At 69.6% G+C, this 14,814-nt stretch carries 15 protein-coding genes and 1 rRNA gene; 9 read left to right on the plus strand and 7 right to left on the minus strand.

Translation table 11 applies throughout. From position 1 onward, the window contains the following. Positions 1–11 precede the first annotated feature (11 nt). The 3 genes from OG904_RS24455 to OG904_RS24465 all read right to left on the minus strand — a co-directional run bounded on the left by OG904_RS24455 (position 12) and on the right by OG904_RS24465 (position 2,814). On the minus strand, positions 12–683 hold the full coding sequence (locus OG904_RS24455) for a transglycosylase SLT domain-containing protein (protein WP_405494391.1): 672 nt from the start codon (positions 681–683) through the stop codon (positions 12–14). A 305-nt stretch (positions 684–988) separates the two neighbouring features. After that, positions 989–2,092: an S-adenosylmethionine:tRNA ribosyltransferase-isomerase gene (locus tag OG904_RS24460; RefSeq protein WP_405494393.1), complete on the minus strand. Its 1,104-nt coding sequence runs from the start codon at positions 2,090–2,092 to the stop codon at positions 989–991. After that, complete coding sequence (locus tag OG904_RS24465; protein WP_405494395.1) at positions 2,089–2,814, minus strand: SDR family NAD(P)-dependent oxidoreductase; 726 nt, start codon at positions 2,812–2,814, stop codon at positions 2,089–2,091. Before OG904_RS24465 ends, OG904_RS24460 begins: the two co-directional genes overlap by 4 nt. A gap of 158 nt (positions 2,815–2,972) precedes the next feature. Here OG904_RS24465 and OG904_RS24470 point away from each other — a divergent pair, with 158 nt between their 5' ends. The 3 genes from OG904_RS24470 to OG904_RS24480 all read left to right on the plus strand — a co-directional run bounded on the left by OG904_RS24470 (position 2,973) and on the right by OG904_RS24480 (position 5,125). Continuing rightward, positions 2,973–4,115, plus strand: coding sequence for a GAF domain-containing sensor histidine kinase (locus OG904_RS24470; protein ID WP_405494397.1), 1,143 nt, complete (start codon positions 2,973–2,975; stop codon positions 4,113–4,115). Continuing rightward, positions 4,108–4,767, plus strand: a complete 660-nt coding sequence (locus tag OG904_RS24475; RefSeq protein ID WP_405494399.1) for a response regulator — start codon at positions 4,108–4,110, stop codon at positions 4,765–4,767. Before OG904_RS24470 ends, OG904_RS24475 begins: the two co-directional genes overlap by 8 nt. A 112-nt stretch (positions 4,768–4,879) precedes the next feature. Then, complete coding sequence (locus OG904_RS24480; protein ID WP_405498232.1) at positions 4,880–5,125, plus strand: chaplin; 246 nt, start codon at positions 4,880–4,882, stop codon at positions 5,123–5,125. A gap of 320 nt (positions 5,126–5,445) precedes the next feature. Here the strand turns inward: OG904_RS24480 and OG904_RS24485 are convergent, their stop codons facing one another. Next, complete coding sequence (locus tag OG904_RS24485) at positions 5,446–6,225, minus strand: hypothetical protein (RefSeq protein ID WP_405494401.1); 780 nt, start codon at positions 6,223–6,225, stop codon at positions 5,446–5,448. Positions 6,226–6,369: 144 nt separating this feature from the next. Between OG904_RS24485 and OG904_RS24490 the strand changes: the two genes are divergently transcribed. From OG904_RS24490 to OG904_RS24505, 4 genes are all read left to right on the plus strand, one after another. Beyond that, complete coding sequence (locus OG904_RS24490; protein ID WP_405494403.1) at positions 6,370–7,164, plus strand: ABC transporter ATP-binding protein; 795 nt, start codon at positions 6,370–6,372, stop codon at positions 7,162–7,164. Positions 7,165–7,259: 95 nt separating this feature from the next. Further along, positions 7,260–7,691, plus strand: coding sequence for an NfeD family protein (locus tag OG904_RS24495; protein ID WP_405494405.1), 432 nt, complete (start codon positions 7,260–7,262; stop codon positions 7,689–7,691). Positions 7,692–7,806: 115 nt separating this feature from the next. Beyond that, complete coding sequence (locus OG904_RS24500; RefSeq protein ID WP_405494407.1) at positions 7,807–8,784, plus strand: SPFH domain-containing protein; 978 nt, start codon at positions 7,807–7,809, stop codon at positions 8,782–8,784. A 98-nt stretch (positions 8,785–8,882) separates the two neighbouring features. Next, the gene (locus OG904_RS24505; protein WP_405498234.1) at positions 8,883–9,653 is read left to right on the plus strand and encodes a sulfite exporter TauE/SafE family protein; all 771 of its coding nucleotides are present in this window, start codon (positions 8,883–8,885) and stop codon (positions 9,651–9,653) included. 79 nt (positions 9,654–9,732) lie between these two features. Here the strand turns inward: OG904_RS24505 and OG904_RS24510 are convergent, their stop codons facing one another. From OG904_RS24510 to OG904_RS24520, 3 genes are all read right to left on the minus strand, one after another. Then, positions 9,733–10,236, minus strand: a complete 504-nt coding sequence (locus tag OG904_RS24510; protein WP_405494409.1) for an HNH endonuclease — start codon at positions 10,234–10,236, stop codon at positions 9,733–9,735. Between the two features lie 161 nt (positions 10,237–10,397). Continuing rightward, on the minus strand, positions 10,398–10,931 hold the full coding sequence (locus tag OG904_RS24515) for a YbhB/YbcL family Raf kinase inhibitor-like protein (protein ID WP_405494411.1): 534 nt from the start codon (positions 10,929–10,931) through the stop codon (positions 10,398–10,400). 83 nt (positions 10,932–11,014) lie between these two features. Next, positions 11,015–11,797 (minus strand): sporulation protein, encoded by a 783-nt coding sequence (locus OG904_RS24520; protein WP_405494413.1) that lies wholly within the window; start codon positions 11,795–11,797, stop codon positions 11,015–11,017. Positions 11,798–11,917: 120 nt separating this feature from the next. Here OG904_RS24520 and OG904_RS24525 point away from each other — a divergent pair, with 120 nt between their 5' ends. Both OG904_RS24525 and OG904_RS24530 read left to right on the plus strand, forming a co-directional pair. After that, complete coding sequence (locus OG904_RS24525) at positions 11,918–12,559, plus strand: DNA-3-methyladenine glycosylase (protein ID WP_405494415.1); 642 nt, start codon at positions 11,918–11,920, stop codon at positions 12,557–12,559. Positions 12,560–13,114: 555 nt separating this feature from the next. Next, positions 13,115–14,639 (plus strand): 16S ribosomal RNA (locus tag OG904_RS24530). Positions 14,640–14,814: the final 175 nt, after the last annotated feature.

The raw sequence follows: 14,814 nt of genomic DNA on the forward strand, positions 1-14,814 counted from the left end.
ACGCCAGTGGCCTAGTAGGCGCTGCTGACGTTGTCCATCGAGCCGTAGCGGTCGGCGGCGTAGTTGCACGCGGCGACGATGTTCGCGACCGGGTCGTACAGGTCGAACTTCGTGCCCTTGACGTGGTACGCGGCGAAGGTCGGCTGAATGACCTGGAGCAGGCCCTTCGACGGAATGCCGTTCTGGGCGTTGATGTCCCAGTTGTTGATCGCGCGGGGGTTGCCGCTCGACTCGCGCATGATGTTCTTGTGGATACCGGCGTACGTGCCGGGGATGCCCTCCTTCTTCATGATGGAGAGGGCCTCCTTGATCCAGCCGTCGAGGTTGTTCGCGAAGACCGGGGTGCGGGTCGCGGAGCGGCTCGCCGCGACCTTGTCCTCGCGGTCCTTCTTCGCGGCGGCAGCGGCGGCGTCGGCCTTGGCCTTCGCGGCGTCCTTGGCCTGCTTGTCGGCGACGACCTGCTGAATGGTGAGGTGCTGCTGCACGGCCTTCGCCTGCACGCCTTCGACTACCTGGGCCCAGGCCACGGGGGCGGCGGCCACGGTGGTGGCCTGCGCCTCACCGGATCCGGCCGGGACGAGGGAGAAGGCGAGGGCGGCGGCGCCCAGAGTGGCTACACCGGCGATGGAAAGCTTGTGCGCCTTCGTCAGACGACTGTGGCCGGGAGTGCTGGTCTCGGACATGCGTAGCAACCTCTTCGAATAGCGGGGGCCACAGGAAAGCGCCTCGGATCCGAGATCCGCGGCGCTGTGCGGCGAGAGCAATTCTTAGCGGTGGCAAAAACCTGTGGCAAAGGTGTGACGTACGATCCTGCTTAGTGGATCACGCCATTGCGCCGGGCCCGGAATTCCGGGCCCGGCGCTAGGTGGAGCAGCACTGACGAGCTCTTTATGCGTCCACTAAGCATCTTCGTAAGTGATCTGCGTCCTATGTGCGGGCTCACATCGGGCGCGTATCAATCTCACCGAGCGTTGCGTAGGCAATTCATTCAGTGAGCGATCTCATCCTTGAGTAGCAGATGAAGGTCCCCGAACTCGTGCCAAAGGCACAGTCTCGCTACGGCTTCGGCGTACCCGAGGCGTACGGCCTCCCGCCCGGCGACCGCCTCCAGCATCAGCAGGTGCGAGGCCTGCGGCTCGTGCAACCCGGTCAGCAGCCCGTCCACCACCCGTACCCCGCGCTCCGGCGTCACGACCAGACCGGTCCAGCCCCCGGCGGCCCGCACCACCCCGTCCGGGCCGGCGGCGGACTCCAGCGCCCGCACCGCCGTGGTCCCCACCGCGATCACCCTCCGGCCCGCGGCCCTCGCGGCGTCCACCAGCAGGGCCGTGGCCGCGGGCACCTCGTACCGCTCCGGGTACGGCGGCTCGTGCGCCTCCTGGGAGGCCACCCCCGTGTGCAGGGTCAGCGGGGCGAGCCCCACCCCCCGGCGCACCAGCTCCGCCACCAGCTCCGCCGTGAAGGGCCGGCCGGCGCTCGGCATCTCCGCCGAACCCGCCCCGTCGGCGCCCGCCACCGCGAAGACCGTCTGGTACGCCGACAGCGGCTGGTCCCGCTCCGTGTGGGCGTACCGGATCGGCCGCCCGTACGAGCGCAGCAGCGCCGGCACCCCGTCCGCCGACGGTCGCGCCCACCAGAGCCGGTCCGCCCCCGGTGCCAGCGGCTCCTCCAGTACGAGGCTCCAGCCGCCCGGCAGCTCCACCCCGGCCCCGGCGGGCCCCCCGGGCCGGGGCCGGGTCGTCCCCCGTGCGACCCGGTCCCGGTCGCGGAGCTCCACCGCCCAGCGGCCGTCCTCGCCCCGGGTGGAGAAGTGCACGACCAGCTCCTCGCCGCCGAGCCGCGCGTCCACGGCGGCCGGCAGCGTCGGCGAGGTGTTCACCACCAGGAGGTCCCCGGCCCGCAGCAGCCCCGGCAGCTCCCGGAAGGCGTGCAGCGACACCTCCCGGCTGCCCCGCGAGACCAGCAGCCGCACGGAGTCCCGGCCCAGCCCCGGCCCGCGCTGCTCGGCCGGAACCCGGGCTGAAAGACCTGGCGGAATGTCCCTTATATGCAGTCCCTTTTCCCGTACCCCCCGAACCCCCTCCCCGCTCACGGCCGCACCCCGGCAGCCACGGGCCCCTCCGCCCCGGCGAGTCCCTCCGCCGTGTACCGCCCGCTCGGCAGCCGCTCCGCCACCAGCCGCAGCAGCACCGGAGCCACCTCCTCCGGGGCCGGCAGCCCCGCCAGGTCCTCCCCGGGCCCGGCCGCCGCCATCATCCGCGTCCGCATCGACCCCGGGTCCGCCCACCACACGCGCAGCCCCGGCTCCTCGACGGCCAGTACCGCCGACATCAGGTCACCCGCCGCCTTGGTCGCCCCGTACGCACCCCACGTCCCGTACGCCACCACCGCCGCGTCCGAGCTGATGTTCAGCACCGCACCGGCCGTCGCCGCCCGCAGCAGCGGCAGTGCCTCCTGGACCAGCCCCAGCGGCGCCACCACGTTCACCTCGAACGCCTCCCGCAGCCCGACCAGCGGGTGCTCCGCCAGCGGCAGCAGCGGCTCCGCCCCCAGCACCCCCGCGTTGTTCACCAGCAGGTCCACCCCGCCCAGCGCCCGCGCCGCCGCCACCAGCTCGGCACGGTGCGCCGCCGAGGACACGTCCCCGGCCACCGCCGTGACCCGCGAGCCCGTCGCCCGCAGCGCGGCCGCCGCCCGCTCCAGCGGCTCCGCACCGCGCGCACTCAGCACCAGGTCCCAGCCCCCGGCCGCCAGCTCCCCGGCCAGCGCCCGCCCCAGCCCCCTCGACGATCCCGTCACCACCGCCACAGACATGACCCCACCCGCACCTTCCGTACCGATCAGCAGATGCCCCCAACGTAGGAACCCGGCCGCCCCCAGCGCCTCGGCCGCGGGGCGCACCCCGCCAGGTCCCTTGGCCCTAGGTCCCGGGCCCGATCCCCGCCACGGGGCGCCCCGAGTACGGTGAGGCCATGGATGCCGGCCCCCGAGGACCCCGCAGCGGCCTGGCCGCCGTGAGCACCGCGCTACTCGCCATGAGCCGCCGGCTGGAGGTCCGCGACGTCCTGCGCACGATCGTCGCCTCGGCCCGCGAGCTGCTCGACGCCGAGTACGCCGCCCTGGGGGTTCCGGACGACCACGGCGGCTTCGCCCAGTTCGTCGTGGACGGCATCAGTGAGGAACGGTGGCGGGCGATCGGCCCGCTGCCCCGCCAGCACGGCATCCTCGCGGCGATGCTCCACCAGGACGCCCCCGAGCGACTGGCCGACGTACGCAAGGACCCCCGCTTCGAGGGCTGGCCCGCCGCCCACCCCGACATGTCCGATTTCCTCGGACTGCCCATCCGGGACGGGGAGGAGACGCTCGGCGCCCTCTTCCTCGCGAACAAGCGCGGTCCCCACGGTTTCACCGACGAGGACGAGGACCTCCTCTCCCTCCTCGCCCAGCACGCGGCGATCGCCCTCACCAACGCCCGCCTCTACGAGCGCAGCCGCGAGCTGACCATCGCCGAGGAGCGCTCCCGCCTCGCCCACGAGCTGCACGACGCGGTCAGCCAGAAGCTCTTCTCGCTCCGCCTGACCGCCCAGGCCGCCGCCGCCCTCGTGGACCGCGACCCGGCCCGCGCCAAGGACGAGCTCCAGCAGGTCGCCACCCTCGCCGCCGAAGCGGCCGACGAACTGCGCGCGGCCGTCACCGAGCTCCGCCCCGCCGCCCTGGACGAGGACGGCCTGATCGCCACCCTCCGGGGCCAGGTCCGCGTCCTGGACCGGGCCCACACCGCACAAGTCACCTTCACCTGCGACGGCGTACGGGCCCTGCCCGCGGCCCAGGAGGAGGCCGTGCTGCGGGTCGCCCAGGAAGCCCTGCACAATGCCCTGCGCCACTCGCAGGGCGAGCGGATCGAGGTCACCCTGACCCGCCGGGAGACCGGGGGAGCGGTGCTGCGGGTGACCGACGACGGAGCGGGCTTCTCCCCGCCCACCGTCCGCAGGGCCGGCCGGCACCTCGGCCTGGTCTCCATGCGGGACCGGGCGGCCGGCGTCGGCGGCCGCCTCACCGTGCGGTCCGAGCCCGGCACGGGCACCACGATCGAACTGGAGGTACCCGGTGGCTGACACACCGGGCCGTAGCGGCCGCATCAGGGTCCTGCTCGTGGACGACCACCAGGTCGTACGGCGGGGCCTGCGCACGTTCCTGGAGATCCAGGACGACATCGAGGTGGTCGGCGAGGCCGCCGACGGCGACGAGGGCATCGACCGCGCCGGGGAACTGCGCCCCGACGTGATCCTCATGGACATCAAGATGCCGGGCACCGACGGCATCGAGGCCCTGCGCAGACTGCGCGGGCTGGACAACCCGGCGCGCGTGCTGATCGTCACCAGCTTCACCGAGCAGCGGACCGTGATCCCCGCCCTGCGCGCGGGCGCCGCGGGCTACGTGTACAAGGACATAGACCCCGACGCCCTCGCCGCCGCCATCCGCTCGGTCCACGCCGGCCACGTCCTGCTCCAGCCGGAGGTGGCCGGAGCCCTGCTCTCGGGCGAGGGCACGGGCCCGTCACCGGGTCGCGGGGGCAACCTCACGGACCGCGAACGCGAGGTGCTGCACCACATAGCGGACGGCCGTTCGAACCGGGAGATCGCCCGCGTGCTGGTCCTGTCGGAGAAGACGGTCAAAACGCACGTCTCGAACATCCTGATGAAGCTGGACCTGGCGGACCGCACCCAGGCGGCGCTGTGGGCGGTCAGACACGGTGTCGCGGGATGATTCATACGGTCGGGTGTATGTCGCCCACATGGCGTATCCCGTTCGTCGGATGACCGTTCTTCATGACGTGCCGCGGCGGCTGGCCGCGGCAGACGTACTGGAGGACGAGAACGTGAAGAACTTCAAGAAGGCCACCGCCGTCACCATGATCGCGGGTGGCCTCCTCGCCGCCGGCGCGGGTGTCTCGTCGGCGCACGGCGGTGCGTCGGCGGAGGGCGAGGCCCTGAACTCGCCCGGCGTGGCCTCGGGGAACCAGCTCCAGCTCCCCGTCCACGTCCCCGCGAACGTCGTCGGCAACACGGTCAACGTGATCGGCCTGCTGAACGGCGCCTTCGGCAACACGGGCGTCAACAACTGACGCTCCGCTCCCCGATACGGCCCTCGGCCCCGCTTCCCCCCTCTCCCTGGGAAGCGGGGCCGACTGCCGCTCCGCCCTGCGCTGCCCGCGGGGCACATTCAGCCCCGCCGGAGCCGGGGCCGCTCGCGCGGTGCCACACCCGACTCCAGCGCAGCCGGGCAATTCCAGCCCCGCCGGCGTTTGAGGCGCGGGGTACGGGGCGGAGCCCCGGAAAGCCCGGCGCGGCCGGGGCCGCTCGCGCCGCGGCGCCGCACCCGGCCCCCGCCCACTGCCGCAGGCACCGGCGCAGCCGAGCCCGGGCCGATACCCGCACCCCGCGGCTAGCGGAGCCGCTCCTCGACGGCCGAGTTGTACGCCGCGACCAACGCCCGCCGGGCAACCCGCTCCACCGGCCGCAGGGCCTCCGCCCGCGCGGCCATCTCCGACGCCGCCACCGCCGCCCCGTGCCCCCGCTCGTACGCCAGCGACACCATCAGGTCCACCCGCTGCGCCAGCGAGAGCACCCGTACCGCCCGCGCCGGATACCCCGGCGCCAGCGCGTCCCGTCCGGCCTCCGTCCGCGCCCGGTACGCGGACAGCGCCGCGTCCGCCACCGGCCCGGACCCCGCCACGTCCAGCCGGGTCAGCACCACCGTGGCCTCGCGCAGCGCCTCCGCCAGTTCCCGCTCCGCCTCGCCGAGCGACGGCACGTCCGCCGGCGGGGCCTCCCGTACCGGCAGGCAGTGCCAGGTCACCGAGACGTGCAAGTCCCCGGCCGGGCCCGCCTCCGCGACCTCCGGCACCAGCCCGACCGCCGCGCCCACCGCGACCACCGCCTCCTCGGCGTCCAGCGCCCGCGCGTTGAACTCCGGCGGCCCGCTCAGCCCCAGCGGATGCCCCGGCGCCGGCAGGGCGATCCGCAGCCCGGTCACCCCCAGCGCCCGCATCCGGCCCAGCGCGAGCGTGAGCCCGACCGGTCCGGATTCCCCGGGCAGCCCCTCCACCCGGTGCACGGCGTCCTCGCCCACGATCGACAACACGGCCTCGTCGGGCGAGACGAGACCGGCCAGCAGAGCGTTCCCCCAGGCGGCCAGCCGCCCTGAACGTGGTTCGAAAAGCATCCCCCTACTTTACGGATCGGCCCTCCGACCCGGGGCCGGGCCCAGAGCTCTCCCCGAGTGGCGTAGGTTTTCCCCTGGGGCTGCGCCGAACGGCAGGGAGGCGCGCACAGACGAACCGACACTGCAAGGGGAGACAACACGCTCATGAGCGATGTTCTGGAGCTGGTGGACGTATCCGTGGTCCGCGAGGGCCGGGCTCTGGTGGACCAGGCCTCCTGGTCGGTGAAGGAGGGGGAGCGCTGGGTGATCCTCGGCCCCAACGGCGCCGGCAAGACCACGCTGCTGAACCTCGCCTCCAGCTACCTCTTCCCCACCAAGGGCACCGCCACCATCCTCGGCAGCACCCTGGGCAAGGTGGACGTCTTCGATCTGCGCCCGCGCATCGGCGTCGCCGGCATCGCGATGGCCGACAAGCTCCCGAAGCGCCAGACCGTCCTGCAGACCGTCCTCACCGCCGCGTACGGCATGACGGCCACCTGGCAGGAGGAGTACGAGGACGTCGACGAGCAGCGGGCCCGCGCCTTCCTCGACCGCCTCGGCATGACGGACTACCTCGACCGGAAGTTCGGCACCCTCTCCGAGGGCGAGCGCAAGCGCACCCTGATCGCCCGCGCGCTGATGACCGACCCCGAGCTGCTCCTCCTCGACGAGCCCGCCGCCGGTCTCGACCTCGGCGGCCGCGAGGACCTGGTGCGCCGCCTCGGCCGGCTCGCCCGCGATCCGCTCGCCCCGTCGATGATCATGGTCACGCACCACGTCGAGGAGATCGCCCCCGGCTTCACCCACGTGCTGATGATCCGCCAGGGCAAGGTGATCACCGCCGGCCCCATCGACCTCGAGCTGACCTCCCGCAACCTCTCCCTCTGCTTCGGGCTGCCGCTGGTCGTCGAGCGCAACGGGAACGACCGCTGGACCGCCCAGGGCCTGCCCCTGCGCTAGGCCGACCCGGGCCTGGACCACCCCTTCGGCTCCCGCCACCAGCCGGGGCCCCCGCACCCTGTCCTGACCGCGCCCACCGGACCTACCATGACCATGTGGACATCGACGCGTGGGTGTGGTGGCTCATCGGCGCGGTCGGACTGGGGATTCCCCTCGTCCTGACCGCGATGCCCGAGTTCGGCATGTTCGCCGTCGGCGCCGTGGCGGCCGCCGTCACGGCGGCCCTCGGCGGGGGAGTGGTCGCACAGGTCCTGGTCTTCGTGATCGTGTCGGTCGCGCTCATCGCGGTCGTCCGGCCGATCGCCAACCGCCACCGCAACCAGAGGCCCCAACACCGCAGCGGAATCGACGCGTTGAAGGGCCGCAGCGCCGTGGTCCTGAAACGGGTCGACTCCGGGGGAGGCGGCCGGATCAAGCTCGCCGGCGAGATCTGGTCGGCCCGGTCCTTCGACGCGGAGAGCAGCTTCGAACCGGGACAGTCCGTCGACGTCGTCGATATCGACGGGGCGACCGCGGTCGTCATGTGAGCGAGCCGTACGCGGGCGACCAGCATGTGAGCAAGCAGCCGACGCGCGGCCCCGGGGTCTGCGAGACTCCGCTGAACGGGGCAGCACAGACAGCCGGAAGGGCACGGGGAACCGCATGCAACCGATCATCATCGTTCTGATCATTCTGGTGGTTCTGGTCTTCATCGCACTGGTCAAGACGATCCAGGTGATCCCGCAGGCCAGCGCCGCCATCGTCGAACGGTTCGGCCGCTACACCCGCACCCTCAACGCGGGCCTCAACATCGTCGTCCCGTTCATCGACTCGATCCGCAACCGGATCGACCTCCGCGAGCAGGTCGTCCCCTTCCCGCCGCAGCCCGTCATCACGCAGGACAACCTGGTCGTCAACATCGACACCGTCATCTACTACCAGGTGACCGACGCCCGGGCCGCGACGTACGAGGTGGCCAGCTACATCCAGGCCATCGAGCAGCTCACCGTCACCACCCTGCGCAACATCATCGGCGGCATGGACCTGGAGCGGACCCTGACCTCCCGCGAGGAGATCAACGCGGCGCTGCGCGGGGTCCTCGACGAGGCCACCGGCAAGTGGGGCATCCGCGTCAACCGCGTCGAGCTCAAGGCCATCGAGCCGCCGACCTCCATCCAGGACTCGATGGAGAAGCAGATGCGCGCCGACCGCGACAAGCGCGCCGCGATCCTCCAGGCCGAAGGTGTCCGCCAGTCCGAGATCCTGCGCGCCGAGGGCGAGAAGCAGTCCTCGATCCTGCGCGCCGAAGGTGACGCCAAGGCCGCGGCCCTGCGCGCCGAGGGCGAGGCCCAGGCGATCCGTACGGTCTTCGAGTCGATCCACGCCGGCGACGCCGACCAGAAGCTGCTCGCCTACCAGTACCTCCAGATGCTCCCGAAGCTCGCCGAAGGCGACGCCAACAAGCTCTGGATCGTCCCCAGCGAGATCGGCGACGCCCTCAAGGGCCTCTCCGGGGCCATGGGCAACTTCGGCCCGATGGGGGCCGCTTCGGGATTCAACCCGGGCAACGTCGGCAAGGACGCGCCCGCCGCGGCCGACAAGGCCGCCGCGGAGCGCCGCGAGCAGCCCCCCATCGACTGAACGGCCCGTCCCTGCTGCATGATCAGTGAGGCCCCCCGACCTTCACGGCGGGGAGGCGACTCACTCACGCAAAGGGGACGGCTGTGTCTGCCTTCTCGATGTCCCTCTGGGAATCCCTCGCGGTCTTCGCCGCCGGAATCGGCGCCGGCACCATCAACACCATCGTCGGCTCCGGCACCCTGATCACCTTCCCGGTGCTGCTGGCCACCGGCCTGCCGCCGGTCACCGCCAACGTCTCCAACACCCTCGGCCTCGTGCCCGGTTCGCTCAGCGGAGCCTGGGGCTACCGCAAGGAGCTCCGGGGCCAGCGCGCCCGCATCATCAGGCTCGGAGCCGTCTCCCTCGTCGGCGGACTCGCCGGCGCGATCCTGCTCCTCACCCTGCCGTCGGACTCCTTCGACACGATCGTGCCCGTCCTGATCGGCCTGGCCCTCGTCCTCGTCGTCTTCCAGCCCCGGCTCGCCACAGCCCTGCGCAAGCGCCAGGAGGCGGCGGGAGGCGACACCGGCCACCCCGACGGCGGACCGGCCCTACTGTCCGGAATGCTGCTCGCCAGCGCGTACGGGGGCTACTTCGGGGCCGCGCAGGGAGTGCTCTACCTCGGCCTGATGGGCCTGCTGCTCCGCGAGGACCTCCAGCGGATCAACGCCGCGAAGAACGTCGTCGCCGCGATGGTGAACGGCATCGCGGCCGTCTTCTTCCTCTTCGTCGCCGAGTTCGACTGGACGGCCGTCCTGCTCATCGCCGTCGGCTCCACCATCGGCGGCCAGCTCGGCGCCAAGGTCGGCCGCCGGCTGTCGCCCAACGTCCTGCGCGCGGTCATCGTGACGGTCGGGATCCTCGCGATCGTCCAACTCCTGCTCCGCTGAGCGACGTAGAAAACGTACGTCGCCCAGCGCAGCCGTCTATCCGGCAGGACGGACCTGCCCTACGCGATCACCCGCGGCCCTATGCGGAACGCTCCAGCCACTCCGGCAGCACGTCCCGCCCGGCCACCCCGAGGGCGAGCAGCATGGCATCCGCCGGCGAGGGAACGAACGGCTTGCGCAGCAGCGGCATCCCCGCCTCCTCCGGAGTCCGGGCCGCCTTGCGGTGGTTGTCCTCGGAGCAGGAGGCCACCGTGTTCAACCAGGTGTCCCCGCCACCCTGGGCCCGCGGAAGCACGTGGTCCACGGTGGTCGCGCGCTTCCCGCAGTACGCGCACCGGTGTTGGTCCCGGATCAGCACCCCCCTCCGTGACCAGGGAGCATGTCTTCGGAATGGCACCCGTACGTACCTGCAGAGCCTGATCACCCGCGGCATCGGAAGATCCATCGTGGCCGCGCGCACACGGAACTCGGGATGCGACTGTTCGACCACGGCCTTGTCCTGGAGCACCAGGACCACCGCCCGGTTCAGCGTCACCGTCGACAGCGGCTCGAAGCTCGCGTTCAGCACCAGCGTGTCCCGCATCTCGCCCACCTCCCGTGTGCAGGCCCGCGACCACACCGGCGGCAGGGCCCGCAACCACTCTGGCCGCGCGCGCCACGCGGGACAACGCAATAAAAATGCCCGGTCCTGGCCGTCTTTAGACCAGGACCGGGCAAACGCTCGGAGAACGCCAAGCGGAATGATCAGCTCGCGGGAGCCTCGTACTCACCGACCAGCTGTGCGCGCCCCAGGGAGTGGAACCGCAGATTGAAGCCGACGACGGCCGGCGAGACCTCCGCACCGGGACCGAGCCGCTCCTCGTCCACCGCGTACACGGTGAACACGTACCGGTGCCGCTCCCCGGCCGGCGGGGCCGCCCCGCCGAAGTCCCTGGTGCCGTAGTCGTTCCGTACGTGCACGGCCCCGGCGGGCAGCCCCTCGAACTTCCCGGTGCCCGCCCCGGCCGGCAGTTCGGTGACCGAGACCGGCAGGTCGAAGAGCACCCAGTGCCAGAACCCGCTGCCCGTGGGGGCGTCCGGGTCGAAGCACGTCACGGCGAAGCTCTTCGTCCCCTCCGGGAACCCCTCCCACCGCAGGTGCGGCGAGACGTTCCCGCCCGACAGCACCTGGGCATCGCCCAGATCGGCCCCGGGCTCCAGGTCCGCGCTGCGCACGGTGAACTCGTGCACCGGGGGATGGAACTCGTGGGGGAGCGGCGCCCTGCTCTGCTCGGCCACTGCTGAACCTCCTGCTGGATGGCGTCGTCACTTACCGGTACCGGTACCGGTACCGGCATCGGTACGGCCGAGCCTAGAACCGCTCAGAACCAGTTGCGCTGCGAACCCACCGACGCGATCCACTGGTTCAGGTACGCCGCCCAGTCGGTCCCCTGGTACGACTGGAGCCCCACCTGGAAGCAGCGGTAGGTGTCGCTGCCCTCGCTGAACAGGCCCGGCTTCTTGTCCATCTCGAGGACCACGTCCATCTCGCGCCCGTCGGAGACGAAGGTCAGCTCGACCTGGTTCAGCCCCCGGTACTGCGACGGCGGCAGGAACTCGATCTCCTGGTAGAAGGGCAGCGTCTGGCGCGTCCCCCGGATGTGCCCGCGCTCCATGTCCGCGCTGCGGAAGGAGAAGCCCAGCTGCGTGAAGGCGTCGAGGATCGCCTGCTGCGCCGGCACCGGGTGCACGTGGATCGGGTCGAGGTCGCCGGCGTCCACCGCGCGCGCGATCTCCAGCTCCGTGCTGACCCCGATGTTCATGCCGTTCAGGTGACGACCGCCGAAGTGGGTGATCGGCGTCTCCCACGGGATCTCCAGCCCGAACGGGACCACGTGCAGGGCACCGGGCTGCACCTGGAAGGCACCGCCGAGGCGCTGCTTGGTGAAGACGACGTCCTGCTTGTACTCCTGGTCGCCGCCCTCCACCTCGACCCGCGCCTGGAGCCCGACGGACAGCCCCTCGATCTGCTGCTCCACGGACCCGCCCTGGATCCGCACCTCGCCCTGGACGATCCCGCCCGGCACGACGTTCGGCTCGGTGATGACCGTGTCCACCGAAGCACCACCGGCACCCAGGCTCGCGAACAGCTTCCTGAACCCCATGCTCTGACTCCCCTTGAAGACGTACGTGAAGACATGTGCGACTACGCGCAGGACTACCCCTACAAACGCGGAACCTTAGGCCCCGGTTGCAGACCTACGCAGTCCACTACGCTCGACCGGATGAGCGCGCGCCCCGACCGTACGCCCCTGCCCAGGTCCTTCTTCGACCGCCCGGTCCTCACCGTGGCCCCGGACCTCCTCGGCCGCACCCTGGTCCGCCGTACCCCGGACGGCCCCGTGGAACTGCGCATCACGGAGGTGGAGGCGTACGAGGGAGAAGCGGACCCCGGCTCCCACGCCTACCGCGGCCGGACGGCACGCAACGCGTCGATGTTCGGTCCACCCGGCCACGCGTACGTCTACTTCATCTACGGCATGTGGTTCAGCCTCAACCTGGTGTGCGGCCCGCCGGGCCGGGCGAGCGGCGTCCTGCTGCGGGCGGGGGAGATCACCGTGGGTGCCGACCTGGCTCGCAAACGCCGACTTTCAGCCAGAACCGACCGGGAACTGGCCAAAGGCCCGGCCCGCCTGGCCACCGCCCTGGACGTGGACCGCTCGCTCGACGGCACGGACCTCTGCGCGGGACCGGACTCCCCCTTGTCCATGCTGACCGGCACCCCCGCCCCACCCGACCTGCTGGGCAACGGCCCCCGCACGGGAGTGGGCGGCGCCGGCGCGGTCCACCCGTACCGCTACTGGATCACGGACGACCCGACGGTGAGCCCGTACCGCGCCCACGCGCCACGCCGCCGCTCAACTTGACTCGGCCTCTACGGACGCCTAACGTAGCCCGAGCCGCTTGAACGGGGCACTGCTATCGGCAGACCCCCAGAGCGGCCAACCCACTACCTACGACTTACCCCTGACGGGGTCTTATTCGGCATGTCCGAATTCGATTCCGATCGGCCGATTATGAACCGCAAGGGATAAGCGCTAATGTGGTGGAGCGCCGAAAGGCAAAGACCCCCAACGGTCACCGAATTCAAATCCACCGCCGGAAACGGCGCGGAAATGATCTGGTAGAGTTGGAAACGAAGGAAGCGCCCGGAGGGCCTGGAAACAGGAACGAAGGAAGCGTCCGTTCCTTGAGAACTCAACAGCGTGCCAAAAATCAACGCCAAAAGTTGATACCCCGTCCATTTCGGTGGATGAGGTTCCTTTGAAAAAGACCTGTGAGGTCGCGGCTCCGGCTGTGATGCTTGCAGGCAATTACACAGCGAGGACGCAGTGGACGGTCGGTCTTATTCCGACATGACTGTCCCGCTCTAAGTGCGTGTGCAACCGGGCAGCTTTTAATTAAGCACAGCCGGGTAAACATTCATGGAGAGTTTGATCCTGGCTCAGGACGAACGCTGGCGGCGTGCTTAACACATGCAAGTCGAACGATGAAGCCCTTCGGGGTGGATTAGTGGCGAACGGGTGAGTAACACGTGGGCAATCTGCCCTTCACTCTGGGACAAGCCCTGGAAACGGGGTCTAATACCGGATAACACTCCTGCCTGCATGGGCGGGGGTTAAAAGCTCCGGCGGTGAAGGATGAGCCCGCGGCCTATCAGCTTGTTGGTGGGGTAATGGCCCACCAAGGCGACGACGGGTAGCCGGCCTGAGAGGGCGACCGGCCACACTGGGACTGAGACACGGCCCAGACTCCTACGGGAGGCAGCAGTGGGGAATATTGCACAATGGGCGAAAGCCTGATGCAGCGACGCCGCGTGAGGGATGACGGCCTTCGGGTTGTAAACCTCTTTCAGCAGGGAAGAAGCGAAAGTGACGGTACCTGCAGAAGAAGCGCCGGCTAACTACGTGCCAGCAGCCGCGGTAATACGTAGGGCGCAAGCGTTGTCCGGAATTATTGGGCGTAAAGAGCTCGTAGGCGGCTTGTCACGTCGGATGTGAAAGCCCGAGGCTTAACCTCGGGTCTGCATTCGATACGGGCTAGCTAGAGTGTGGTAGGGGAGATCGGAATTCCTGGTGTAGCGGTGAAATGCGCAGATATCAGGAGGAACACCGGTGGCGAAGGCGGATCTCTGGGCCATTACTGACGCTGAGGAGCGAAAGCGTGGGGAGCGAACAGGATTAGATACCCTGGTAGTCCACGCCGTAAACGTTGGGAACTAGGTGTTGGCGACATTCCACGTCGTCGGTGCCGCAGCTAACGCATTAAGTTCCCCGCCTGGGGAGTACGGCCGCAAGGCTAAAACTCAAAGGAATTGACGGGGGCCCGCACAAGCAGCGGAGCATGTGGCTTAATTCGACGCAACGCGAAGAACCTTACCAAGGCTTGACATATACCGGAAAGCATTAGAGATAGTGCCCCCCTTGTGGTCGGTATACAGGTGGTGCATGGCTGTCGTCAGCTCGTGTCGTGAGATGTTGGGTTAAGTCCCGCAACGAGCGCAACCCTTGTCCTGTGTTGCCAGCATGCCCTTCGGGGTGATGGGGACTCACAGGAGACCGCCGGGGTCAACTCGGAGGAAGGTGGGGACGACGTCAAGTCATCATGCCCCTTATGTCTTGGGCTGCACACGTGCTACAATGGCCGGTACAATGAGCTGCGATACCGTGAGGTGGAGCGAATCTCAAAAAGCCGGTCTCAGTTCGGATTGGGGTCTGCAACTCGACCCCATGAAGTCGGAGTTGCTAGTAATCGCAGATCAGCATTGCTGCGGTGAATACGTTCCCGGGCCTTGTACACACCGCCCGTCACGTCACGAAAGTCGGTAACACCCGAAGCCGGTGGCCCAACCCGTAAGGGAGGGAGCTGTCGAAGGTGGGACTGGCGATTGGGACGAAGTCGTAACAAGGTAGCCGTACCGGAAGGTGCGGCTGGATCACCTCCTTTCTAAGGAGCACAGTACCGATTGCAGACAAATGTTCTGCACGGTCAGCTCATGGGTGGAACGTTGATTAGTTGGCACGGTTTCCTTGATGGATCACGAGTACTGCTTCGGCGTGGAAAGTGACTCACTGATGGGGGATCGTGCTTGGCACGTTGTTGGGTATCTGAGGGTACGGCC

This window comes from Streptomyces sp. NBC_00096 (assembly GCF_045041305.1).
GTDB lineage: Bacteria > Actinomycetota > Actinomycetes > Streptomycetales > Streptomycetaceae > Streptomyces.